The sequence below is a fragment of the Pseudomonas sp. GZD-222 genome (genome assembly GCF_049310525.1).
Taxonomy (GTDB): domain Bacteria; phylum Pseudomonadota; class Gammaproteobacteria; order Pseudomonadales; family Pseudomonadaceae; genus Aquipseudomonas.
In genome coordinates, this window is the sequence record NZ_JBMOWO010000010.1 from 1 (window position 1) to 23,567 (window position 23,567).

At 61.0% G+C, this 23,567-nt stretch carries 18 protein-coding genes and 4 tRNA genes; 18 read left to right on the forward strand and 4 right to left on the reverse strand.

Translation table 11 applies throughout. The features are described 5' to 3' along the window. Positions 1-104 precede the first annotated feature (104 nt). On the reverse strand, positions 105-1,655 hold the full coding sequence (locus tag ACO6VD_RS01445; protein WP_422416524.1) for an MDR family MFS transporter: 1,551 nt from the start codon (positions 1,653-1,655) through the stop codon (positions 105-107). Continuing rightward, positions 1,645-2,703 (reverse strand): HlyD family secretion protein, encoded by a 1,059-nt coding sequence (locus ACO6VD_RS01450; RefSeq protein ID WP_422416526.1) that lies wholly within the window; start codon positions 2,701-2,703, stop codon positions 1,645-1,647. The genes ACO6VD_RS01445 and ACO6VD_RS01450 overlap by 11 nt, the downstream gene beginning before the upstream one ends. A 145-nt stretch (positions 2,704-2,848) precedes the next feature. Between ACO6VD_RS01450 and gltX the strand changes: the two genes are divergently transcribed. The 10 genes from gltX to ACO6VD_RS01500 all read left to right on the forward strand — a co-directional run bounded on the left by gltX (position 2,849) and on the right by ACO6VD_RS01500 (position 8,754). Beyond that, the gene (gene gltX / locus ACO6VD_RS01455; RefSeq protein ID WP_422416528.1) at positions 2,849-4,330 is read left to right on the forward strand and encodes a glutamate--tRNA ligase; all 1,482 of its coding nucleotides are present in this window, start codon (positions 2,849-2,851) and stop codon (positions 4,328-4,330) included. A gap of 311 nt (positions 4,331-4,641) precedes the next feature. Next, positions 4,642-4,717 (forward strand) — tRNA-Ala (locus tag ACO6VD_RS01460). A gap of 78 nt (positions 4,718-4,795) precedes the next feature. Continuing rightward, a tRNA-Glu gene (locus ACO6VD_RS01465) sits at positions 4,796-4,871 on the forward strand. Positions 4,872-4,924: 53 nt separating this feature from the next. Next, positions 4,925-5,000: transfer RNA gene (locus tag ACO6VD_RS01470), tRNA-Ala, on the forward strand. 44 nt (positions 5,001-5,044) lie between these two features. Continuing rightward, positions 5,045-5,120 (forward strand) — tRNA-Glu (locus ACO6VD_RS01475). Between the two features lie 178 nt (positions 5,121-5,298). After that, positions 5,299-5,838 (forward strand): TetR/AcrR family transcriptional regulator, encoded by a 540-nt coding sequence (locus tag ACO6VD_RS01480; protein ID WP_400173402.1) that lies wholly within the window; start codon positions 5,299-5,301, stop codon positions 5,836-5,838. Between the two features lie 27 nt (positions 5,839-5,865). Then, the gene (locus ACO6VD_RS01485) at positions 5,866-6,699 is read left to right on the forward strand and encodes an alpha/beta fold hydrolase (RefSeq protein WP_422416530.1); all 834 of its coding nucleotides are present in this window, start codon (positions 5,866-5,868) and stop codon (positions 6,697-6,699) included. Positions 6,700-6,743: 44 nt separating this feature from the next. Then, entirely contained in the window at positions 6,744-7,184 is a 441-nt protein-coding gene (locus ACO6VD_RS01490) for an acyl-CoA thioesterase (RefSeq protein ID WP_400173400.1), read from the forward strand. A gap of 49 nt (positions 7,185-7,233) precedes the next feature. Continuing rightward, positions 7,234-8,193, forward strand: coding sequence for a tRNA dihydrouridine synthase (locus ACO6VD_RS01495; RefSeq protein WP_400173399.1), 960 nt, complete (start codon positions 7,234-7,236; stop codon positions 8,191-8,193). Positions 8,194-8,307: 114 nt separating this feature from the next. Continuing rightward, positions 8,308-8,754, forward strand: a complete 447-nt coding sequence (locus tag ACO6VD_RS01500) for an Hsp20 family protein (protein ID WP_422416532.1) — start codon at positions 8,308-8,310, stop codon at positions 8,752-8,754. A gap of 125 nt (positions 8,755-8,879) precedes the next feature. On the opposite strand, the gene ACO6VD_RS01505 is transcribed toward ACO6VD_RS01500, so the two are convergent. Then, positions 8,880-12,173, reverse strand: coding sequence for a sensor domain-containing protein (locus ACO6VD_RS01505; protein WP_422416534.1), 3,294 nt, complete (start codon positions 12,171-12,173; stop codon positions 8,880-8,882). Between the two features lie 54 nt (positions 12,174-12,227). After that, positions 12,228-13,118: a LysR family transcriptional regulator gene (locus ACO6VD_RS01510; protein WP_422416536.1), complete on the reverse strand. Its 891-nt coding sequence runs from the start codon at positions 13,116-13,118 to the stop codon at positions 12,228-12,230. A 130-nt stretch (positions 13,119-13,248) separates the two neighbouring features. Here ACO6VD_RS01510 and leuC point away from each other — a divergent pair, with 130 nt between their 5' ends. From leuC to ACO6VD_RS01550, 8 genes are all read left to right on the forward strand, one after another. After that, positions 13,249-14,682 (forward strand): 3-isopropylmalate dehydratase large subunit, encoded by a 1,434-nt coding sequence (gene leuC, locus ACO6VD_RS01515; RefSeq protein ID WP_400173395.1) that lies wholly within the window; start codon positions 13,249-13,251, stop codon positions 14,680-14,682. After that, positions 14,679-15,323, forward strand: a complete 645-nt coding sequence (leuD, locus tag ACO6VD_RS01520) for a 3-isopropylmalate dehydratase small subunit (protein ID WP_422416537.1) — start codon at positions 14,679-14,681, stop codon at positions 15,321-15,323. The genes leuC and leuD overlap by 4 nt, the downstream gene beginning before the upstream one ends. A 94-nt stretch (positions 15,324-15,417) precedes the next feature. After that, positions 15,418-16,500 (forward strand): 3-isopropylmalate dehydrogenase, encoded by a 1,083-nt coding sequence (leuB, locus tag ACO6VD_RS01525; protein ID WP_422416539.1) that lies wholly within the window; start codon positions 15,418-15,420, stop codon positions 16,498-16,500. Positions 16,501-16,568: 68 nt separating this feature from the next. Continuing rightward, positions 16,569-17,681: an aspartate-semialdehyde dehydrogenase gene (gene asd, locus ACO6VD_RS01530; protein WP_422416540.1), complete on the forward strand. Its 1,113-nt coding sequence runs from the start codon at positions 16,569-16,571 to the stop codon at positions 17,679-17,681. Positions 17,682-17,898: 217 nt separating this feature from the next. Beyond that, positions 17,899-18,909, forward strand: a complete 1,011-nt coding sequence (locus ACO6VD_RS01535; protein ID WP_422416542.1) for an aspartate-semialdehyde dehydrogenase — start codon at positions 17,899-17,901, stop codon at positions 18,907-18,909. A 72-nt stretch (positions 18,910-18,981) separates the two neighbouring features. Next, positions 18,982-21,708, forward strand: coding sequence for a FimV/HubP family polar landmark protein (locus ACO6VD_RS01540; protein WP_422416544.1), 2,727 nt, complete (start codon positions 18,982-18,984; stop codon positions 21,706-21,708). 90 nt (positions 21,709-21,798) lie between these two features. Next, positions 21,799-22,674, forward strand: a complete 876-nt coding sequence (gene truA / locus ACO6VD_RS01545; protein ID WP_422416545.1) for a tRNA pseudouridine(38-40) synthase TruA — start codon at positions 21,799-21,801, stop codon at positions 22,672-22,674. Positions 22,675-22,712: 38 nt separating this feature from the next. Continuing rightward, positions 22,713-23,333, forward strand: a complete 621-nt coding sequence (locus tag ACO6VD_RS01550) for a phosphoribosylanthranilate isomerase (RefSeq protein ID WP_422416547.1) — start codon at positions 22,713-22,715, stop codon at positions 23,331-23,333. Positions 23,334-23,567: the final 234 nt, after the last annotated feature.

Sequence of the window (23,567 nt, forward strand, 5' to 3'; positions counted from 1 at the left end):
GATGGGTTCGCCCGGCGGTGGACCCATGCGCGTTCCTCTTCCCCTCCCCCCCCCCCCCCCCCCCCCCCCCCCCCCCGCTCCTACAAAGCGATTTGCAAGGCGGATCAGTGGGCCTCTCCGGCCTTCAAGCCTGCCGGCAATTTGCGCGTCATCAACACCGCCAGCATGCTGATCGCCAAGCCGATGCCAACAAAATGGAAAGCATCGTTATAGGCCATGATCATCGCCTGCTGGTGGGTAATTTCACTCAGCTTGCCCAGCGCCGCGCTATCGCTACCCAAACGCTCTGCCAGTTGTGCCAGACGCTCCGCCACCTGCGGATTGCTCGGTACGATGGACTCGCGCAAGTAATCAAAATACACCTTGGTTCGCGCATCCAGCAGGGTCGCCAGCAAGGCAATGCCTATCGCGCCGCCGAGGTTGCGTAGGATGTTGAACAGGCTTGAAGCCGAGCCCGCATCCTGAGGCAGGATGTAGCTGGTGGCGATCAACGAGATGGTCACCATGATCATTGGCTGACCCAGGGCGCGGATGATCTGGATATGGTTGAACTGCTCGCCGGCAAAATCCGGGTTGAGCACCCCGGAACCGAAGCTGGCAAAGCCGAACAGGCCAAAACCCAGGGCGCAGAGGATTTTCGGCGAAATCACCTTCATCAGCTGCGGCACCAGCGGAATCAAAAACAACTGCGGAACGCCCATCCACATGATCACTTCGCCAATCTGCAGGGCGTTGTAGTTCTGGATCTGTGCCAGGTACAGCGGCAATAGATAGATCGAGCCATACAAGCCGACCCCCATCCCCAGGCTGGCAATGCTCGACAAGCCGAAATTGCGGTTGCCGAGAATGCGCAGGTTGATCAGCGGATTGGGCTTGGAAAACTGCACGATGACAAAGGTGATCAGGCTCAGCAGGGCGATGCTGCCGAGGCCGACAATCAGGCTCGACTCCAGCCAGTCCTTGCGATGGCCTTCCTCAAGAAATACCTGCAGGCAACCCAGGCCTACACCAAGGGTAACAATGCCGGCGTAGTCCGTACTCTTCAGCAGTTCCCAGTGCGACGCTTTCTTTTCCAGGCCATACAGCAAGCCGCCGATCATGATCAGGCCGGGCGGAATGTTGATGTAGAAAATGTACTCCCAGCCCCAGTTTTCGGTTAGCCAGCCGCCCAGGGTCGGGCCGATGGAAGGGGCGAAGGTCGCGGTCATGGCGAACATGGCCATGCCCTTGGCGCGATGGTGCTCGGGCAGTTTGATCAGGGTCAGGGTGAATGCCAGCGGAATCAGCGCGCCGCCGGTAAAACCCTGCATGGCGCGGAAGATGATCATGCTCTCCAGGTTCCAGGCCATGGAGCACAACAGCGACGACACCAGAAAGCCCAGCGACACCCACACCGCCAGGCGTCGCGCCGACAGCAACTGCACCAGCCAGGCGGTCAGCGGGATCATGATGATCTCGGCCACCAGGTACGAGGTGGAGATCCACGAGCCTTCTTCCAGCGTCGCCGAGAGCGCGCCCTGGATGTCCTTGAGCGAAGAGTTGGTGATCTGGATGTCGAGCACCGCCATGAAGGCGCCGAGCATTACGCTCATTACCGCGATCCAGTCGCGTCGGCTAGGTTCGCCGACGGGACGGATCAGAGCATCACCGGCCATTGTCGGCGATGTTCCGGATTTCCCGGATGTCCACGGTAGCAGTGACCGACATGCCAGGACGGATCCGGCCTTGCAGCGGGTTGTCGGCGGCGAAGGTCAGTTTCACCGGAATGCGTTGCACCACTTTGGTGAAATTGCCAGTGGCGTTGTCGGGCGGCAACAGGCTGAACTGGGCGCCGGAGGCGGCGAACAGGCTGTCGACCCGCGCTTGGATTGGTTTGTCGGGGTAGCTGTCGAACACCAGCTCGGCTTTCTGTCCGGGCTGCATGTGGCCAATCTGGGTTTCCTTGAAGTTGGCCTGAATCCAGATGTCTTCGTCCGGCACCAGCGACAGCAGGTAGGCGCCAGCCTGGACCACCTGGCCGTTGCGGGCGGCGCGCTGGCCGATCATGCCGCTGATCGGCGCGTGGATTTCGCTGCGGGTCAGATTCAGTTCGGCCTGGGCCAGATCGGCGCGGGCATTGACGATCTGGGCGTCCAGGCGTTTGATTTCGGCGCTCAGGGCGTTGACCTGCTGGCGCTGGCCTTGCAGGTCGGCCTGGGCCTTGCTCACCAGAGAGTGGGCCACGTGGTTTTCTGCCGACAGGGTGGTCACTCGCTCTTCGGAAACAAAGCCCGGTTTGCGCAGGGCCTGGGCGCGATTGAGGTCCAGTTCGGCGCGGCCCAGGGTGGCCTGATTGGCGGCGACTTGCGCCTGGCCCGCGGCAATCAGGCTGGATTGCTGGGTCAGGCGGCTTTCGGCTTGCAGGCGCTCGGCTTCACGGGTGTCGAGGGCGGCGCGGGCGCGTTCCACGGCGAGGCGGAAATCGTCCGGCTCCAGGCGCACCAGCAGGTCGCCCTTGGCCACATGCTGGTTGTCCTGGACCAGGACTTCATCGATACGCGCACTGAGCTGGCTGGAAACCCGGGTGATTTCACCCTGAACATAGGCGTTGTCGGTACTCTGGTAGAAGCGTCCCTTGAGGTACCACTGGGCGAGGAAGGCGAGGGCAATCAGCAGAACCAGGGTCAGGAAAACCAGCAGGCGGCGTTTGAGTTGAGCGGGCATGGAGTACTATCGTTGCAAAAATGTAAGCAAATTTAACCGTGTTTGGATCCACCACTACAAGTGGCGATCGCGCCCATTGCTGGAGCCGGATGCCCGCTCCCTGTTAACATCCAGCCTTTGATTCATCTCTAGTTCGAGACTCTCCATGACCACCGTTCGCACGCGTATCGCGCCTTCGCCTACTGGCGATCCTCACGTCGGCACCGCCTATATCGCCCTGTTCAACTACTGCTTTGCCAAGCAGCACGGCGGCGAGTTCATCCTGCGTATCGAAGATACCGACCAGTTGCGTTCGACCCGCGAGTCCGAACAGCAGATCTTCGACGCCCTGCGCTGGCTCGGCATCGAGTGGAGCGAAGGCCCGGACGTCGGTGGCCCGCATGGCCCGTACCGGCAGAGCGAGCGCAGCGACATCTACAAACAGTACACCCAGCAACTGGTCGACATGGGCCACGCGTTCCCGTGCTTCTGCACGGCCGAAGAGCTGGACCAGATGCGCGCCGAGCAAATGGCCCGTGGCGAGACCCCGCGCTATGACGGTCGCGCTTTGCTGCTGTCGGCCGAAGAAGTGCAGCGTCGCCTGGCCGCTGGCGAGCCGCATGTAATCCGCATGAAGGTGCCGAGCGAAGGCGTCTGCGTGGTGCCGGACATGCTCCGTGGCGATGTCGAAATTCCATGGGACCGCATGGACATGCAGGTACTGATGAAGACCGATGGCCTGCCGACGTACTTCCTCGCCAACGTCGTCGACGACCACCTGATGGGCATCACCCACGTGTTGCGCGGTGAAGAATGGCTGCCGTCGGCGCCGAAGCTGATCAAGCTCTACGAGTACTTCGGTTGGGAACAGCCAACCCTGTGCTACATGCCGCTGCTGCGTAACCCGGACAAGAGCAAGCTGTCCAAGCGCAAGAACCCGACCTCGGTGACCTTCTACGAGCGCATGGGCTTCATGCCGGAAGCCATGCTCAACTACCTGGGCCGCATGGGCTGGTCGATGCCGGACGAGCGTGAGAAGTTCTCCCTGGCCGAGATGGTCGAGCACTTCGACCTGTCGCGGGTTTCCCTGGGCGGGCCGATTTTCGACATCGAGAAGCTGTCCTGGCTCAACGGTCAGTGGCTGCGCGAGCTGCCAGTGGAAGAGTTCGCCGCGCGAGTGCAGAAGTGGGCATTCAACAGCGACTACATGATGAAAATCGCGCCGCACGTGCAGGGCAGGGTAGAGACCTTCAGCCAGATCGCGCAGCTGGGTGGCTTCTTCTTCGAAGGCGCGCTAAAGCTCGATGCCAAACTGTTCGAGCATAAAAAACTCTCGGCCGACCAGGTGCGTCAGGTTCTGCAGTTGATCCTGTGGAAACTGGAAAGTCTGCGTCAGTGGGAAAAAGACCGCATCACCGGCTGCATCCAGGCCGTGGTCGAGGCGCTGGAGCTGAAGCTGCGTGATGCCATGCCGCTGATGTTCGCCGCGATCAGCGGCCAGGCCAGTTCGGTATCGGTACTCGACGCGATGGAGATCCTTGGCCCGGACCTGACCCGCTACCGCCTGCGCCAGGCGCTGGATCTGCTCGGTGGTGTGTCGAAGAAAGAAAACAAAGAGTGGGAGAAGCTGTTGGGCACCATCGCCTGATTTTGTAGAAGCGGATTCACTGGGACGCCGGACCGCCGCGATGGGCCGCACAGCGGCCCCAAAATGGGACTGCTGCGCAGTCCATCGCGGATGAATCCGCTCCTACAGGCACCTATCTGCAACCCCGTTTTTGCGGGCTGAAACCACGTCTGGCCGGTAAGTGTTTGTTATCTCGGAAAAAAATTTCAGAATTTGTTGAAAATATATTTGACAGGTCTGCAATCCGATCTTAATATGCGCCCCGTCCACAGCGATGAACGAAACGAAACGCGAAGCACCCAGCCAAGCGATTCAGTTCAAAGCGACATAGTGGGGCTATAGCTCAGCTGGGAGAGCGCCTGCATGGCATGCAGGAGGTCAGCGGTTCGATCCCGCTTAGCTCCACCAAATTCCGCTCCGTAGTCGGCTACACTGACTGCGGAATCAACCGGGTTACAGCAACCGGGTTGTCAGGTAAGAAGGTTCGTCCCCTTCGTCTAGTGGCCTAGGACACCGCCCTTTCACGGCGGTAACAGGGGTTCGAGTCCCCTAGGGGACGCCAGTTTTACACAAGCGATATCGAAAGATGTTGCTGGGCCGCGAGGCTAAAAATCCGGGGCTATAGCTCAGCTGGGAGAGCGCCTGCATGGCATGCAGGAGGTCAGCGGTTCGATCCCGCTTAGCTCCACCAATTTTGCCAGGATTCGTGAAAACGGATCTGTACGAAGGTTACAAGTCCCCTTCGTCTAGTGGCCTAGGACACCGCCCTTTCACGGCGGTAACAGGGGTTCGAGTCCCCTAGGGGACGCCATTTTACCCACTTTGTGGGATTTCAAGGCTCATTCGATTATTGAATGAGCCTTTTGTTTTTGTCTCGAAAAAAGTTCTCCTTACCTCCTGATTCCTCTGCGCGACCAACGGCAGGGGAAAGTGCTTGCAGAAAAATATTATGAGAATAATATTCTATCCATAATATTCGGAGGCGAGTCATGAACGACAAAAAAGCAAAAACCCGCGAACGGATTCTGGATGCCGCCTGCAGCGCACTGATCCAGCACGGCCCCGCCGAGCCTAGCGTCAACCAGGTCATGGGCGCGGCCGGGCTTACGGTAGGGGGCTTTTACGCGCACTTCGACAGCAAGGATGCGCTGATGCTTGAAGCCTTCAGTCAGCTGCTGTCAGAGCGTCGGGCATTGCTTGCCGAGGTCGACCCGAGCATGAGCGGCGAACAGCGCCGTGCCCTGGTTGCCGCTTTCTACCTGTCGCGCAAACACCGTGATGCCACCGAACGCGCCTGCCCTCTGCCCAACTCCCTGGGTGAGATGGCGCGACTGCCCGATAGCTTCCGCCAGGTGTTGGCGGAACACCTCGAATTGATGATGGCAAATCTTGCCGACAGCCCCGAAGAGGCCGACAAGGTCCTCGCCGACCTGGCATTGATGGTCGGTGGTCTGGCCCTGGCCCGCGCCCTGGGCACAGACGAGCTGTCTGACCGTATCCTGCGTGCCGCCAAATCGGCGGTGGTCTGATCGAGCGACACCCACCGGAGCGAAGCGATGAATACCTTGAGCTGGATTCGTAGCGTCAACGGCACCCTCGGACAGCTGGCGCCGGAACATATCGCCGGCAAGATGCGCCGCGCCTTCATGACCCCGCGCAACTTGCCGCCGCGCGAGTGGGAGCTGCCCCTGCTGGCCCGCTCTGAACGCATTACCTTGCGTTTCGGCTTGTCGGCGCTGCGCTGGGGGCAAGGCCCGACCGTGTTGTTGATGCATGGTTGGGAAGGGCGGCCAACCCAGTTCGCGCACCTGATCGACAGCCTGGTGCAGTCCGGTTACACCGCCGTGGCCCTGGAAGGTCCGGCCCATGGACATTCGCCGGGCAATCAAGCGCATGTCGCACTGTTTGCGCGGGCAATTCTGGAAGCCGCCGCTGAGTTGCCGCCATTGCACGCAGTGATCGGCCATTCAATGGGTGGTTCCAGTGTCATGTTGGCCCTGCAGTGGGGACTGCGTGCGCAAATGGCGGTCAGTGTTGCTGCACCCGCGCAACTGCTGGGCGTGTTGCGCCGCTTTGCCAAGCATCTGGGCATGCCGACGCGGGCCCGGGCAGCCTTCGTCCGTCAGGTCGAGCGAGATGTCGGCATACCGATCACGCGCCTGGATGTCAGTGGCTACCAGCTGGAAATCCCGGCGCTGATTGTGCACGCCGAAGACGACAGCCTGGTGCCGGCCAGCGAGGCGAGGGCGATTCACCAGGCGTGGTTCGACAGTCGTCTGTTGCTGCTGCCTGAAGGTGGCCACCAGCGGGTGCTGTCCGATCCGCAGCTGATCGAAGGCGTAACAGCGCTGCTGGCACGCCATCGCGAACCGGCGCGGCAATCGGCCTGAGCATCCGTTACACTCTGCCCGTTCATCACAGACCTGGAGCGGGCATGAGTTGGGATCTGGCAACACCGTTCACGATCGACCTGCGCGTCGCAGCCGACGATATCGATGGCCTTGGCCACGCCAATAACGCGGTCTACGTCACCTGGCTGGAGCGCTGTGCCTGGCGTCATTCCCAGCGTCTGGGCCTGGACCTGGCCGAGTACCGGCGCCTGGACCGGGCGATGGCGGTGGTCCGTCATGAGATCGACTACCTGGCGGCCGCGTATGAAGACGACGAGTTGCAGCTGGCGACCTGGATCGTCGACTGGGACCAGCGCCTGAGGATGACCCGGCGCTTTCAGCTGGTGCGTCCCAGCGACGGCACCACCTTGCTGCGCGCGCAAACCACCTTCGTCTGCATCGAGTTATCCACAGGGCGGCCGAAGCGCATGCCCAGCGAGTTCATCGACGGCTATGGCCAGGCGCTGATGGCCGGAGCGCTGTAACCCGCGGATTTTGCTAGACTGCCGGCCTTTTCCGCTCGAGATGCAACCCATGCAAATTGCCCTGGCCCCGATGGAGGGGCTGGTCGACAACATCCTTCGTGACGTACTGACCCAGGTAGGCGGCATCGACTGGTGTGTCACCGAGTTCATTCGCGTCTGCGACCGGCTGTTGCCTGCTGCCACCTTCGACAAGCTGGCGCCGGAGTTGAACCAGGGCGCGCAGACCGCGGCCGGGGTCCCTTTGCGTGTGCAGTTGCTCGGCTCCGATCCGGTCTGCCTGGCGGAAAACGCGGTGCTGGCCTGTGAGCTGGGTGCGCCGGTGATCGACCTGAATTTCGGTTGCCCGGCCAAGACGGTGAACAAATCCCGAGGCGGGGCGGTGCTGCTCAAGGAGCCGGAACTGCTGCACGCGATCCTTCGCGAAGTACGCCGTGCGGTACCTGCACATATACCGGTGACGGCGAAAATGCGCCTGGGCTTCGACAGCCCTGATGGCGCCCTGGACTGTGCCCTGGCCCTGGCTGAGGGCGGTGCCGAACAGCTGGTGGTGCATGCTCGGACCAAGGTTGACGGCTACAAACCGCCGGCTCATTGGGAGTGGGTTGCCAAGGTCCAGGATGTGGTCAAAGTCCCTGTATACGCCAACGGTGAGGTCTGGACCCTCGAAGACTGGCGGCGCTGCCGCGAAGTCAGTGGTGTCGAAGACATCATGCTTGGCCGCGGCCTGGTCTCGCGTCCGGACCTGGCCCGGCAGATTGCCGCTGAGCGCGACGGCGTCGAGTTCGTGCCGATGGACTGGCATAGCCTGCTGCCGCTGATCCAGGACTTCTGGGGCCAGGCCCGGGCACAGATGACCCCGCGTCAGGCGCCAGGACGCCTGAAGCAATGGGTGGCAATGCTCACCCGTACCTACCCCGAGGCCGTGGCGTTGTTCACCGAGCTGCGCCGGGAAACCGACTGCGATCGCGTCGGCCAATTGATCGGCGTACCGGTCAGCGAGGCGGCCTGAAAAAATTTTTGCAGGGTTGCTTGAAAAGCAGGCGAGGGTCCTTATCTAAGGAGTACGCGATGCCGAAGTCGGGTCGCGTTACTACAAACCTCGCTGATTTTCAGGAGACGTACCATGACTACTGCTTTTTCTCTGGCTCCACTGTTCCGTCATTCCGTAGGCTTCGACCGTTTCAATGACCTGTTCGAATCCGCGGCGCGTAACGAGGCGGGTAGCAGCTACCCACCCTACAACGTTGAAAAACATGGCGAAGACCACTATCGAATCGTCGTTGCTGCAGCCGGTTTCCAGGAGCAGGATCTTGATCTGCAAGTGGAAAAAGGCGTCTTGACCGTCACTGGCGGCAAGCGTGAAAGCAACACTGACAGCGTTACCTACCTGCATCAGGGCATTGCCCAGCGGGCGTTCAAGTTGTCCTTCCGCCTGGCCGACCATATCGAGGTCAAGGCTGCGGGCCTGGCCAACGGTCTGCTTAGCATCGACCTGCTGCGGATCGTGCCGGAAGAGGCCAAGGCCAAACGCATCCCGATCAATGGGGATAGCAAGCCTGCACTGAACTGAGTGCGGTGATGTGAAGAAAAGGGCACCTTCGGGTGCCCTTTTTTGTTGGCCGTGTGCCGGTGGGAGCGGGTTTTCCCCGCGAAGCGATGTAGCTGACAACCTGCAATCGCGGGGCAAGCCCGCTCCTACAGCGCCGGGGTTTCAAGCAACAAGCGCCGAAACTCCCCCAACGGCAACGGCCGGCTGTGCAGATACCCCTGGTACAAATGGCACCCCAGGCGTTCGAGAAACTCCAGCTGCTCGGACAGCTCCACGCCTTCGGCAATTACCGCCAGATCGAGGCTGCGAGCCATGGCGACAATGGCCCGGACAATTTCCGCATCGTTAGGGTCCTCCGGCGCATCGCGCACGAACGACTGGTCGATCTTCAGCGCATCCACCGGCAGGCGCTTGAGGTAGGTCAGCGACGAATAGCCGGTACCGAAATCATCCATGGCAAAGCTCACTCCATAACGCTTGAGCTCGCGCATTTTGTTGATGGTGTCTTCCAGGTTCTGGATGACGATGCCTTCGGTGATCTCAAGCTTGAGCATCTTGTACGGCAGGCGGAAGTCATCAAGGCTGCGCAGTACCCGTTCAACAAAGTCATTCTGGCGAAACTGTCGCGGGCTGATGTTGACGCACAGACTGAACTCGTCGGCGTCGATCAGGTGATCGCGCAGCATGCCGGCGCAGGCATCGCAGGCTTCGTCGAGTATCCAGCTGCCGACTTCGAGAATCAGGCCGCTCTCTTCCAGTACCTGGATGAACTGCGACGGCGGTTGCTGGCCCAGTTGCGGGTGGTGCCAGCGCAGCAGCACTTCGGCACCGATAATATGGTTGTCGCGGGCATCGACCTGGGGCTGGAAGTGCAGGGCCAGTTCGCCACGGGCCAGCGCCAGGCGCAGGTCACTTTCCATGCGCAGGCGTTCGCTGGCAGCCTTCTGCATGGTGGCATGGAACATTTGCGTGGTATTGCGCCCGGAGTCTTTGGCGCGATACAGGGCAATGTCGGCGCGTTTGAGCAGGTCGGCAGGGGTTGAGCCGTGATCGGGAATCAGTGCTATGCCGATGCTGGGGGTGACCTGCAGGCGCTGGCCGTCCAGCGACATCGGTTCGGCCAGCAATTCGCGCAGCGTGTCCGCCAGCTCACGGACTTTTTCGGTGACCTCCTCACGGCTGCCTTCCAGGCCGCTGAGCAGCACCACGAACTCGTCGCCGCCCAGGCGGGCCACGGTGTCTTCCAGACGTACGCTGGCTTCCAGGCGCGCGGTGATGATTTTCAGCACGGTGTCGCCGACTGGATGGCCCAGGGAGTCGTTGATGTGTTTGAAGTGATCCAGATCGAGAAACAGCAGGGCGCCGCGCAAGTTGTGGCGCTTGAGCAAGGCGATCTGCTGGCTCAGGCGGTCCATCAGCAGGGCGCGGTTGGGCAGGTTGGTCAGCGGGTCGTGATAGGCCAGGTGACGGATCTGCGCCTGGGCATTCTTTAGCTGACTGACGTCACGCGCGGTCAGCAACAGGCATTTTGATTCGTTAAGGGTGATGGGCTCGATCGACACCTCGACGGTGAGGATATCGCCGCGCTTGTTGCGCCCGAGCATTTCCCGATGGTGCACCCGGCCCTTGTCCTGGAATTCGGCGATCAGCGCTGCGCGCTGGCGGTCGTCGGCCCAGATGCCGAGTTCGTAGACGGTACGCCCGATCACTTCGCGGGTGCTGTAGCCGGTCAGTCGACAGAAGCCGTCGTTGACCTCCAGGTAGCGGCCACTGTCGAGCTCGGTAATGATGATGGCATCGGGGCTGGAGTGGAACGCCTTGGCGAATTTCTCTTCGCTGGCCTTGAGCGCCGCTTCGGCTCTTTGTTGCTGAGTGATGTCGCGCAGGGTGGTGACGCTGCAAGGCTGGTCGTCGACGGTGATCAGGCGGCTGGAGATCACGCAGGTCAGGGGTTGGCCGTCTTTGTGGTTGATGGCCACGGCGACATTGTTCAGGGCTTCGTCACGGATCACCTGCTCGATACGTCGGGCGCGTTCGGCCGATTCGGCCCACAGGCTGATTTCCTCTGCGGTGCGGCCAATGACGTCGCTGGCGTCCCAACCGAAGGTCTGGGTGAACGCGGGGTTGATCTCGATGAACTGGCCGCTGTCCTGGCGGGTCACGCAGATCGGGTCGGGGCTGGCCTGAAACAGGCTGGCGAACTTTTCTTCCGAACTGGTCAGGCGTTGTTCACGTTCAACCTGGTCGGTGATGTCGAGCAGGGTGCCGGCCATGCGCAGCGGATTGCCCTGTTCGTCTCGGTAAAGCCGGGCGCGGCTTTCGATATAGCGTGAAGTGCCGTTTTCCAGATCGATCCGGTAGGTGAACTGGTAGTTGCCGGCCGGACCTTCGCGCAGGCTGCGATAGGCCTTGCGCATGGTGCTGCGCTCATGTTCTGGAACCCCCTCGAAAAACGCTTCGAAGGACTCATGGAAAGGTACCGGTTCGAGGCCGTGCAGTTCGGCGGCGCGCGCCGAGCCATAGAGCATGCCGCTGGGAATATGCCAGTCCCAGGTGCCCATCTGCGCGGAATCCAGCGCCAGGTCCAGGCGTTCCTGACTGTCCTTGAGGGCTTGTTCGCCGCGTTTGCGCTCGCTGGTGTCGACGAAGGTACTGAGCAGGTAAACGGTACCTTCGAGTTCGATGTTCTGGGTGCTGAGGATGCCGTCGTGGATCTTGCCGTTGCTGGCGCAAAACTGTACTTCCAGAGTGACCGGGCCGCTGTTGCCGCGGGTGGCTTCAAGGACCAGATTGCGCTGCTGTGGATTGGCCCACAGGCCAAGCTCGATGGTGGTCTTGTTGATAACCTGATGGCCAGGCCAGCCGAGGGTCTTTTCGAAGTGTTGATTGACCTCATGGATCAGGCCGTCGGAGCGGCGGGTCAGCAGTACGACGTTAGGGCTCAGATGAAACAGCGTGGCAAAGCGCTTTTCCGAGTTGATCAGCGCGGTTTCCCGTTCACGCTGGCGGGTAATTTCGCGGATTACCCCGATCATCTGCGGGCGGCCATGCTTGTCCTTAGCCAGGCTGCCGTTGATTTCCAGCCAGTGCAGGCTGCCGTCGGGCCAGCGGATGCGGTGGCGCAAGGCTTGTTCCACCGGTTCGCCGTTGAGTACCGCATTAAAGGCCTGCAGGGTGCGGGCGCGGTCTTCAACCGGCAGCAATTCGAGGTAATCAATATCGTTGGGCAGCGGTTGCTCGGGGTCAAAACCGAACAGTGCCTGGGTGCCCCTCGACCAACTGATCTGTCCGCTTTCGACATCCCAGAACCAGGCACCCAGGCGCGCGCCATTCAACGCCGCCAGCAGTTGCGGTGCATTTTCCCAGGTCTGCTCCAACGCCTGGGGGTCTGCCGCATGGATGCGCGGCAGACGCGGAAAGCGGTTTGCTGATTTGGGCATCGGAACCAGACCTTTGGCAGGTGACGCGTCCTTGAGAGTCGTACTGACCGGGTTTTACCTCAATGGCTCGGGAGCGCCTGCGTGGCTGTCGAGCAATGCCATGAAGGCTTTGGCTGCGTTCGATAACGTTCGTTCGGTGTGCAGAATGTAGCCTAGCTGGCGCGACAGTTGTATGCCCGGCAAAACGATAGGCGCAACCTGCTCATCGAGCATGGTGCGCGGCAGTACACTCCAGGCCAGGCCGATGGAAACCATCATCTTGATGGTTTCCAGGTAGTTGGTGCTCATGGCGATGTTTGGCGTCAGTCCCTGGGCTTCGAACAGGCGCTGAACAATATGGTGTGTAAAAGTGTTTCCGCCGGGGAACACCGCCGGGTGATGGGCGATGTCGGCGAGGTCGACGGCGTTGTTTCGCGCCAGCGGGTGTTCGGGTGCGGCAACGAAATCCAGCAGATCGTCCCAGACCGGCACGGCGCGGACCAGATGGTGCGGTTCCGGAGCCAGCGTGATCACGGCGATTTCCGCGCGGCCATGGAGAATTTCCTCGTAGGCCACCTCTGAATCGAGAAACTGAATGTCCAGCGCTACCGTCGGGTACTGCCGGGTAAAGGCACGCAGCAGGGGAGGCAGGCGGTGCAGGCCGATGTGGTGACTGGTGGCCAGGGTCAGGCGGCCGGTGACTTCGCCGGTGAGGTTGGTCAGGGCCCGGCGGGTGTCGTCCAGCACATTGAGGATCTGGTACGCGCGTGGCAGCAAGGCGCGGCCAGCTTCGGTCAGGTTGACTTCGCGGCCGAGGCGATCGAACAGGCGCACACTCAGTTGTTGCTCAAGTCCGGCGATGCGTTTGCTGATTGCCGGCTGGGTCAGGTGCAGGCGTTCCCCGGCGCCGGAGAAGCTGCCGGTCTCGGCGATGGCGATGAAGGCATTGAGGTTGGCCAGGTCCACTACTCGAATTCCTTTTGGTTATCCAAAGCATAAAAATTATGAATTTGAGTTATTCAATCTAACCTCATAGGATCGTCCGTACAAGCCAAGTGGTTATTGGTATAGAAAGACGCTGATGAGGAACAGTCTGATGGCCGGCAAAACGCTCTACGACAAGCTCTGGGATTCGCATTTGGTCAAACAGCGCGACGATGGTTCGGCGCTGATCTATATCGACCGTCACATCATTCACGAAGTGACGTCGCCGCAAGCCTTCGAAGGCCTGCGCCTGGCCAATCGCAAACCCTGGCGCATCGATGCCAACATCGCCACGCCTGACCACAACGTGCCGACCACCCCGGAGCGCAAAGGCGGTATCGACGCCATTGTCGACCAGGTGTCGCGCTTGCAGGTACAGACCCTCGATGAAAACTGCGACGAGTATGGCATCACCGAATTCAAGATGAATGACGTGCGTCAGGGCATCGTCCACGTCATCGGCCCGGAGCAGGGTGCGACCTTGCCGGGCATGACCGTGGTCTGCGGCGACTCGCACACCTCCACCCATGGTGCCTTTGGCGCCCTGGCGCATGGCATCGGTACTTCGGAAGTCGAGCACGTGCTCGCTACCCAGTGCCTGGTGGCCAAGAAAATGAAAAACATGCTGGTGCGCGTCGAAGGCCAATTGCCCTTTGGCGTCACGGCCAAGGACATCGTCCTGGCGGTCATCGGCAAGATCGGCACCGCCGGCGGCAACGGCCACGCAATGGAATTCGCCGGTAGCGCGATTCGCGACCTGTCCGTCGAAGGCCGCATGACCATCTGCAACATGTCCATCGAAGCGGGCGCCCGAGTGGGGCTGGTCGCTACCGACGAAAAAACCGTGGCCTACGTCAAGGGTCGTCCTTATGCGCCGAAAGGCGAGCAGTGGGATCAGGCGGTAGAAGCCTGGAAAGACCTGGTGTCTGACGCCGATGCGGTATTCGATACGGTGATCGAGCTGGACGCTGCGCAGATCAAGCCGCAGGTGAGCTGGGGTACTTCGCCGGAAATGGTCCTGGCGGTTGACCAGCGTGTACCGGATCCTGCTGCCGAAACCGACCTGGTCAAGCGCGGCTCCATTGAACGCGCCTTGAAGTACATGGGCTTGAGCGCCAATCAGGCGATCACTGATATCCAGCTTGACCGGGTGTTCATTGGCTCGTGTACCAACTCGCGGATCGAGGATTTGCGCGCTGCCGCCGAAATCGCCAAAGGCCGCAAGGTGGCGTCGACCATCAAGCAAGCCATCGTCGTGCCTGGCTCGGGTCTGGTCAAAGCCCAGGCCGAGAAAGAAGGTCTGGACAAGATCTTCCTCGAGGCCGGTTTTGAATGGCGTGAGCCGGGCTGCTCCATGTGTCTGGCGATGAACCCGGACCGCCTGGAGAGTGGTGAGCATTGCGCCTCGACCTCCAACCGTAACTTTGAAGGCCGTCAGGGTGCTGGCGGCCGTACCCACCTGGTGAGCCCGGCCATGGCCGCTGCCGCCGCTGTAACCGGTCGTTTCGTCGACGTACGTGAGTTGATCCAAGGGAGTGCAGCATGAAAGCCTTTACCCAGCACACCGGCCTCGTCGCGCCGTTGGACCGTGCCAACGTCGATACCGACCAGATCATTCCCAAGCAGTTTCTGAAGTCGATCAAACGCACCGGCTTTGGCCCTAACCTGTTCGATGAATGGCGTTACCTGGATGTTGGCCAGCCGTACCAGGACAACAGCAAGCGGCCGAAGAACCCGGAATTCGTCCTCAACCACGACCGTTATCAGGGCGCCAGCGTCTTGCTCGCCCGTGAGAACTTCGGTTGCGGTTCGAGCCGTGAGCATGCGCCATGGGCCCTCGAAGAGTACGGTTTCCGCAGCATCATCGCGCCGAGCTACGCCGATATTTTCTTCAACAACAGCTTCAAGAACGGCCTGTTGCCAATCATCCTCAGTGATGAGGAAGTCGATGAGCTGTTCAAGCAGGTTGAGGCCGACCCGGGCTATCAGTTGACCATCGACCTGCAGGCGCAGACAGTCACCCGTCCTGATGGCAAAGTGCACAACTTCGAGATCGATGCGTTCCGCAAACACTGCCTGCTCAACGGTCTGGACGATATCGGTCTGACCTTGCAGGACGGTGATGCGATTGCCACCTTCGAAGCCAAGCACCGGGCCAGCCAGCCTTGGTTGTTTCGTGATGCGTGATTGAAGTCATCGCCGGGCTTGCCCGGCGATGATGCGGCCAAATTTTTCCGGCAGGCCAGTGCGGCGTGTCGCTTGATTCGAACAAGAGGAACCCATGAGCAAGCAGATTCTGATTCTCCCAGGTGATGGCATTGGTCCGGAAATCATGGCCGAGGCGGTCAAGGTGCTGGAGCTGGCCAATGACAAGTTCCAGCTCGGCTTCAGCCTGTCCCACGATGTGATCGGTGGCGCCGCCATCGACAAGCACGGCGTACCGCTGGCTGACGAGACCCTGGAGCGCGCGCGTCAGGCCGACGCCGTATTGCTGGGCGCTGTGGGCGGGCCGAAGTGGGACAAGATCGAGCGTGACATTCGCCCTGAGCGCGGTCTGCTGAAGATCCGTTCGCAACTGGGCCTGTTCGCCAACCTGCGTCCGGCAATTCTTTATCCGCAACTGGCCGATGCCTCTTCGCTGAAGCCAGAAATTGTTTCCGGCCTGGATATCCTTATCGTTCGTGAGCTGACCGGTGGCATCTACTTCGGTGCTCCACGCGGCACCCGCGAGCTGGAAGGCGGCGAGCGTCAGTCCTACGACACCTTGCCGTACAGCGAGAGCGAAATCCGCCGTATTGCCCGCGTCGGTTTCGATATGGCCCGTGTGCGCGGCAAGAAGCTCTGCTCGGTGGACAAAGCCAACGTTCTGGCCTCCAGCCAACTGTGGCGCGAGATCGTCGAGGAAGTGGCCAAGGATTACCCGGATGTCGAACTGAGCCACATGTACGTCGACAACGCCGCCATGCAGTTGGTCCGTGCACCTAAACAGTTCGACGTCATGGTCACTGACAACATGTTCGGTGACATCCTGTCGGATGAAGCTTCCATGCTCACCGGCTCCATTGGCATGCTGCCGTCAGCGTCGCTGGATGCCAACAACAAAGGCATGTACGAGCCGTGCCATGGCTCGGCGCCAGACATCGCCGGGCAGGGCATTGCCAACCCGCTGGCAACCATTTTGTCGGTGTCGATGATGTTGCGTTACAGCTTCAATCAACAGGCGGCAGCCGAAGCTATTGAAAAGGCCGTCAGCCTGGTGCTGGATAAGGGGCTGCGCACGGGCGACATCTGGTCGGCCGGTTGCAGCAAGGTAGGTACGCAGGAAATGGGCGACGCAGTAGTCGCAGCGCTGCGGAATCTGTAATCTCTCGGGCCCGCTGCTGTTTTTCCTTGTGAAGCAGCGGCCCACTTTTTAGCAAAGGTGTAGTTGCGATGAAACGTGTAGGTCTGATCGGTTGGCGCGGTATGGTCGGTTCCGTGCTCATGCAGCGGATGCTGGAAGAGCAGGATTTCGATCTCATCGAGCCGGTGTTCTTCACCACCTCCAACGTAGGTGGCCAGGGTCCGGCTGTGGGCAAGGATATTGCTCCGCTCAAGGACGCTTATAACATTGAAGAGCTCAAGACCCTCGATGTGATCCTGACCTGTCAGGGCGGCGACTACACCAACGAAGTATTCCCCAAGCTGCGTGAAGCCGGCTGGCAGGGCTACTGGATCGATGCCGCCTCCAGCCTGCGCATGCAGGATGACGCGGTGATCGTTCTGGACCCGGTCAACCGCAAGGTGATCGACCAGCAGCTGGATGCCGGCACCAAGAACTACATCGGTGGCAACTGCACCGTCAGCCTGATGCTGATGGGCCTGGGTGGCCTGTTCGAAGCGGGTCTGGTCGAGTGGATGAGTGCCATGACCTACCAGGCCGCCTCCGGCGCTGGTGCCCAGAATATGCGCGAACTGATTCGTCAGATGGGCGCTACCCACGCTGCCGTCGCCGATGACCTGGCCAACCCGGCCAGCGCCATTCTCGACATCGACCGCAAGGTTGCCGAGGCCATGCGCAGCGAAGCCTACCCGACTGAAAACTTCGGCGTACCGCTGGCGGGCAGCCTGATCCCGTGGATCGACAAAGAGCTGCCTAACGGCCAGAGCCGCGAAGAGTGGAAGGCCCAGGCCGAGACCAACAAGATTCTCGGCCGCTTCAAGAGCCCGATTCCGGTCGACGGCATCTGCGTGCGTATCGGTGCCATGCGTTGCCACAGCCAGGCGCTGACCATCAAGCTGAACAAAGATGTGCCGATCGCCGATATCGAAGGCATGATCAGCCAGCACAACCCATGGGTGAAGCTGGTGCCGAACCAGCGTGAAATCAGCATGCAGGAGCTGAGCCCGACCAATGTCACCGGTACCCTGAACATTCCGGTAGGCCGTCTGCGCAAGCTGAACATGGGTTCGCAGTACCTGGGCGCCTTCACTGTCGGCGACCAGCTGCTGTGGGGCGCGGCCGAGCCGCTGCGTCGCATGCTGCGGATTCTGCTGGAGCGTTGATCGGACGCCGGTTGGACCGAAAGCCCGTGCTGGAAACAGCACGGGCTTTTTGTTTCCCCAACCTGTAGGAGCGGATTTATCCGCGAAAGCTCACAACGCGCCCCAATGGGACTGCTGTGCAGGCCTTCGCGGATGAATCCGCTCCTACGGGAGCAGTGGAGGCTTGAGGTAAATCAAAGTAAAGTGCCGCTCCCGCCGTTCCAGCAGAGGATTTTCCATGAGCCAGCCCATTGATATCGCCGTCATCGGTGCCACCGGTACTGTCGGTGAAAGCCTGGTGCAGATACTTGAAGAGCAGGATTTTCCAGTGGCTACCCTGCACCTGCTGGCCAGCAACGAGTCGGCCGGCAGCGGTGTGATGTTCCGCAACAAGAGCGTGCGCGTGCGCGAGGTCGACAGCTTCGATTTCAGCAAGGTCAAACTGGTCTTTTTTGCCGCCGGGCCAGGGGTTACCCGCAGCTTTGCCCCGCGAGCCCAGGCGGCCGGTTGCACGGTGATCGACTTGTCCGGTGGTTTGCCAGCCGAGCAGGCGCCCGCGTTGGTTCCCGAGGCTAACGCTGCACGGCTCGAAACCCTGAGTAAACCCCTGCAAGTGAGCAGTCCGAGCGCCGCTGCGGTGGCGCTGGCGGTTGCCCTGGCACCGCTCAAAGGTTTGCTCGATATCGAGCGGGTCAATGTCACGGCCTGCCTGGCGGTCTCGGCTCAAGGTCGTGAGGGCGTCAATGAGCTGGCTCGGCAGACTGCGGAACTGCTCAACGCACGTCCGCTGGAGCCGCGCTTCTTCGATCGGCAAATGGCCTTCAATCTGCTGGCCCAGGTCGGCGCCAACGATGCTGAAGGTCATGGCACGCTGGAGCGCCGTCTGGTGAGTGAGTTGCGCGAAGTGCTGGACTTGCCGGCACTGAAGATTTCCGTCACCTGTATTCAAGTCCCGGTGTTTTTCGGCGATAGCTACAGTGTGTCGGTACAAAGCCGTGAACCGATTGACCTGGCAGCAGTCAATGCTGCGCTGGAAGCTGCTGACAGCATTGAGCTGGTCGAGGAGGGGGATTATCCGACCCCGGTCGGTGACGCAGTCGGTCAAGACGTGGTCTATGTTGGACGAGTGCGTGGTGGAATCGATGAGGCCGAGCAGCTTAACCTCTGGTTGACCACCGACAATGTGCGCAAAGGCGCGGCCTTGAACGCCGTGCAACTGGCGCAATTGTTGATAAAACATGTGGTGTAAAAGATACTTGCAGCTAATTTTTACCGAGATATTGCTCGGTGGCCGGGGACGGTTCTTTCAAAGGAAGAGGTCATGCTTCGAATTCGCAAACTGGTCTTAGCAATTGCCGCGGCGTCGGCGCTGTCGTCCGGTATGGCGCATGCCCTCGGCTTGGGAGAATTGACGCTCAAGTCGGCGCAGAACCAGCCGCTGGATGCCGAAATCGAATTGCTCGATGTACGCGATCTCACCGCCGCTGAAATGGCCCCGAGCCTGGCTCCGCCTGAAGAGTTTGCTAAGGCCGGGATCGAGCGTCCGCCTTACCTCAACGATTTGACGTTCACCCCGGTGATCAACCCCAACGGCAAGAGCGTATTGCGGGTGACCTCCAGTCAGGCGCTGCCGGCACCGATGGTCAAGTTCCTGGTCCAGGTCATGTGGCCTAGCGGGCGTCTGTTGCGCGACTACAGTGTGCTGGTCAACCAGGCCGCGTTGCCGGGTGCCAAGCCGGAGTCGAGCATCAGCCCGGCCGTCAGCGCGCCGGCCAACTACACCACAGTGCGTCGTGACACGCTGTGGGAGATCGCCTCGAAAGCCCGTCAGGGTGGATCGGTGCAGCAGACCATGCTGGCCATCCAGGCCTTGAACCCCGATGCCTTTATCAACGGCAACATCAACCTGCTGAAAACCGGCCAGGTCCTGCGCCTGCCCGATCAGCAGCAGATCACCAGCATTCCCCAGGGTCAAGCGGTTACTGAAGTTGCAGAGCAGTACGCCGCCTGGCGTGAAGGTCGGCGCCTGGGCCCTCGGGCGCGGCAACTGGACGCTACCCGCCGCACCGGCACCGAGGCCGCTCCGGCGCGCGTTGCCAATCAGGACAACCTGCGTCTGGTAACGCCTGGCGGCAAAAAGGCTGCCGGTGACAGCAAAGCCGTCAGCGACAAGCTTGCAGTCGCCGAGGAACGTCTCGATACCACGCGGCGTGACAATGCCGAACTGAAAAGTCGCATGAGCGATCTGCAGAGCCAACTGGACAAGATGGAACGCCTGATCGCCTTGAAAAGCGATCAGCTGGCCCGGCTGGAAGCCGAGGGCGCTGCTGGCCAGGAGCCAACGCCCGAAGCGTCTGAGCCGCCAGCCATTGCTGCCGAGTTGCAACCGGCACCGAGCGAGCCGGTAGTTACCCCGGCACCGGCGGCGGTGGATACCGCACCGCTCGAACCTGTTGCACCTGCTGTTCAGGAGGCCACCCCAGGCAACTCCAGCAAGATGCTCGACGATCTGTTCGGCAACCCGGTGTTGCTGGCACTAATCGCTGCCTCCGCCCTGTTGGTGTTGCTCTTGTTGCTGTTGCTGCTGGCACGCAAGCGCAAGGCCGACCAGGAAGCGGAAAAACATCTGCGCATGGCCCGTGCACTGGCTGAAGAGGGTGAGCGCGGCCCGGACCTCGACTTGCCGCCAAGCAGTTTCGAAGGCCTGGAAGTACCAGGGCCGAGCGTCACCTTGGCACCAGCGGTCGTGGCCGCCTCCGCTGCGGCTGCCAGTGCTGCCGAAGCGCCTGTGGTGGAAACCCGCTTGAGCGAAAAACCGCTTGAGCCAGCGCCGGCCCGGCCACAGCCAATGGCTGCGCCGCTGGTAGCGCCTGCCGCCGATGCTACGCCAGCGCCTGGCGGTGATGCGCTGCTCGACGAAGTGGAGTTGAGCATCGCCCGCGGCCGCCTGAACCATGCTGCGGATCTGCTGGAGCCTGCCGTGGCTGCTGCGCCAGCGCGTAGCGACCTGCGTCTGAAACTGATGGAGGTCTATGCGCGTCAGGGTGATCGTGATGCCTTTGTGGGGCATGAGCGCCAACTGATTGCCACTGGCCAGAATCATGCCGATGTCGAGTCCCTGAAAAGCCGCTTTCCGGCCATGGTGGCATTGGCCGCAGCCGGCGGTATCGGCGCCGCAGCCCTGGCCGCCGAAATGGATGCCCAGTACGTCCAGGCCTTGTTGCAGGACGAGCCGCAAGCGCAGCCTGAGGTGTTGCCAGAGCCAGAGCCAGTCGTCGAGCTAGAACCAGAGCCCGTAGCCGATCTGGAGCCGGAGCTGGAGTCTGAGCTGGAGCCAATTGTCGAAGATGAGCTCGACAGTGCCTTCGACCTGAGCCTGGACGATGACCTCAAAGGCCTGGAGTTGAGCGAACCGCTGGAGCTGGGTGAGTCTGCGCCTGAATTTGAGCTGGAAGCTGCGCCCGAGCCGGTGGTTGCAGTGCCGGAAGCTGAGACTGATTTTGACGTATTGGCCGAACAGACTGTCGAGCCAGCCCCGGTAACCCTCGACGACTTGTCCGATTTCGATCTCGATGTGTCTGCTGATCAACATGCGGCGATGCCAGCCAGCGAGCCAGTCGATATCGCTGCCGAGCTGGCCGCCTTCGACGAGACGATGCCGGAGTTCGATCCGTTGAGCGAACTGGATCTGCCGGAGGACTTCGACCTGTCGCTGTCGCTGGACGACGAGTCGGATGCGGCCAAGAGCTTTGCTTCCGAGCTTGACGACGTCAACGCCGAACTCGACAAGCTATCGCAGAGCCTCGAACAGCCGTCGATCGAGCCGCACTTCACGGCCGAAGATGCCCTGAGCGACGATCTGGGTGATGACCTTGAGTTCGACTACCTGGGTGGCGCCGATGAAGCCGCGACCAAGCTCGACCTGGCCCGTGCCTACATCGACATGGGCGACCATGACGGCGCCCGCGACATTCTCGACGAAGTGCGCAAGGAGGGTAGCGATACCCAGAAACAGGAAGCCGAAGAGATGCTTTCGCGTCTGGTCTGAGTCCTGCCCTTGTACGTCCAACGGCAGCCCTGGTGGCTGCCGTTGTCGTTATAATTCCCGCTATCTGCTTAATCAACAGGCTGTATCTTCTTGGAAATCATTGATAACACGGTTGCCGAATCGGCGGCCGAAGGCTTCTTCCGTATCGCTCTGGGCGTTGAATACAAAGGTTCGCGCTATCGCGGCTGGCAGCGTCAGGCCGATGGTGTGCCGAGCGTCCAGCAGACTCTGGAAGAGGCGTTGTCGAAAGTGGCGGACTCGCCGGTTTCACTGCTTTGCGCCGGGCGTACCGATGCTGGCGTTCATGCCTGCGGCCAGGTGGTGCATTTCGACACCCAGGTGGTGCGCAGCATGAAGGCCTGGACCATGGGCGCCAACATCAACTTGCCTCACGACATCAGCGTGGCCTGGGCCAAGGAGATGCCGGCGAATTTTCATGCGCGCTTCAAAGCGATTGCCCGGCGCTACCGCTACGTGATCTACAACGATCAGATCCGTCCTGCGCATATGGGCCAGGAAGTGACCTGGAACCATCGGCCGCTGGATGTCGAGCGCATGGCCCTGGCCGCCGAGTACCTGGTAGGCACCCATGACTTCAGCGCCTTTCGTGCCGGTCAGTGCCAGGCCAAGTCGCCGATCAAGAACATCCATCACCTGCGGGTTACCCGTCACGGCAAGATGATTGTCCTGGATATCCGCGCCAGCGCTTTCCTGCACCACATGGTGCGGAACATTGCCGGGGTGCTGATGACCATCGGTGCGGGTGAACGCCCTGTGGAGTGGGCCCAGGAAGTACTGGAAAGCCGCGAGCGGCGCACCGGTGGAGTTACGGCGCATCCGTTCGGCCTGTACCTGGTGCAGGTGGAGTATCACGACGAGTTCGCCTTGCCCGAGCGTTACATCGGCCCACACTTTCTCACTGGTTACGAGACGCTGGCGGCTGACGACCCACAAGCCATTTGCTAACATCCGGGACTTTCCAGTTCAGCCGAGGTTCACAGGTCATGAGCGTAGTTCGCAGCAAAATCTGTGGTATTACCCGCATTGAAGATGCGTTGGCTGCGGCTGAAGCGGGCGCTGATGCCATTGGTCTGGTGTTTTATGCCAAGAGCCCGCGTGCGGTCGATGTGCAGCAGGCGCGGGCGATCATCTCTGCGTTGCCGCCGTTCGTGACCACCGTGGGTTTGTTCGTCAACGCCAGCCGCTGCGAATTGGGTGAAATCCTCGAGGCGGTGCCGCTGGATCTGCTGCAATTCCACGGCGATGAAACCCCGGCGGATTGCGCCGGTCATAACAGGCCGTGGATCAAGGCCTTGCGGGTGCGTCCGGGGGATGATCTGGAGGCAGCATGCAAGCTGTACAGCGAGGCCAGCGGGATACTTCTCGATACCTATGTTGCCGGGGTGCCGGGAGGCACGGGCGAGGCATTCGACTGGTCGCTGGTGCCGGAAAAACTGAGCAAGCCGATCATTCTCGCCGGTGGTCTGTCGCCCGATAACGTGGCGAACGCGATTGCCCAGGTACGGCCGTATGCCGTGGATGTCAGTGGCGGTGTCGAGCAAGCCAAGGGCATCAAGGATGCCGCGCGGATCGAAGCCTTTATCAAGGCGGTCAAGCAGGCGTGATAACGTCTGTTGTTGCGGATGTGACGGCTGGCCGCGCGCCATCGTCCATAGCTTTCGCAGCCCGGTGCTGCCGGATCGCGCCCATGGGCCGGTCGAAATTACCGGGTGACGCCCCAGGCGTCGCCCTTACAGGTTGACGATGGAGCAGTATCGGGGCACCTCGCTGTATGTGGGGCGCCGGAGCCGGTCCATCATCGCGTCATACATGAATTGAGCTCAAGGGCATACGCGCGA

What these genes read in the sequence shown, in the direction of transcription:
- ACO6VD_RS01445 (WP_422416524.1), bottom strand. Translation starts at nt 1,655, where the DNA reads ATGGCCGGTGATGCTCTGATCCGTCCCGTCGGCGAACCTAGCCGACGC.
- ACO6VD_RS01450 (WP_422416526.1), bottom strand. Translation starts at nt 2,703, where the DNA reads ATGCCCGCTCAACTCAAACGCCGCCTGCTGGTTTTCCTGACCCTGGTT.
- gltX (WP_422416528.1), top strand. Translation starts at nt 2,849, where the DNA reads ATGACCACCGTTCGCACGCGTATCGCGCCTTCGCCTACTGGCGATCCT.
- ACO6VD_RS01480 (WP_400173402.1), top strand. Translation starts at nt 5,299, where the DNA reads ATGAACGACAAAAAAGCAAAAACCCGCGAACGGATTCTGGATGCCGCC.
- ACO6VD_RS01485 (WP_422416530.1), top strand. Translation starts at nt 5,866, where the DNA reads ATGAATACCTTGAGCTGGATTCGTAGCGTCAACGGCACCCTCGGACAG.
- ACO6VD_RS01490 (WP_400173400.1), top strand. Translation starts at nt 6,744, where the DNA reads ATGAGTTGGGATCTGGCAACACCGTTCACGATCGACCTGCGCGTCGCA.
- ACO6VD_RS01495 (WP_400173399.1), top strand. Translation starts at nt 7,234, where the DNA reads ATGCAAATTGCCCTGGCCCCGATGGAGGGGCTGGTCGACAACATCCTT.
- ACO6VD_RS01500 (WP_422416532.1), top strand. Translation starts at nt 8,308, where the DNA reads ATGACTACTGCTTTTTCTCTGGCTCCACTGTTCCGTCATTCCGTAGGC.
- ACO6VD_RS01505 (WP_422416534.1), bottom strand. Translation starts at nt 12,173, where the DNA reads ATGCCCAAATCAGCAAACCGCTTTCCGCGTCTGCCGCGCATCCATGCG.
- leuC (WP_400173395.1), top strand. Translation starts at nt 13,249, where the DNA reads ATGGCCGGCAAAACGCTCTACGACAAGCTCTGGGATTCGCATTTGGTC.
- leuD (WP_422416537.1), top strand. Translation starts at nt 14,679, where the DNA reads ATGAAAGCCTTTACCCAGCACACCGGCCTCGTCGCGCCGTTGGACCGT.
- leuB (WP_422416539.1), top strand. Translation starts at nt 15,418, where the DNA reads ATGAGCAAGCAGATTCTGATTCTCCCAGGTGATGGCATTGGTCCGGAA.
- asd (WP_422416540.1), top strand. Translation starts at nt 16,569, where the DNA reads ATGAAACGTGTAGGTCTGATCGGTTGGCGCGGTATGGTCGGTTCCGTG.
- ACO6VD_RS01535 (WP_422416542.1), top strand. Translation starts at nt 17,899, where the DNA reads ATGAGCCAGCCCATTGATATCGCCGTCATCGGTGCCACCGGTACTGTC.
- ACO6VD_RS01540 (WP_422416544.1), top strand. Translation starts at nt 18,982, where the DNA reads ATGCTTCGAATTCGCAAACTGGTCTTAGCAATTGCCGCGGCGTCGGCG.
- ACO6VD_RS01550 (WP_422416547.1), top strand. Translation starts at nt 22,713, where the DNA reads ATGAGCGTAGTTCGCAGCAAAATCTGTGGTATTACCCGCATTGAAGAT.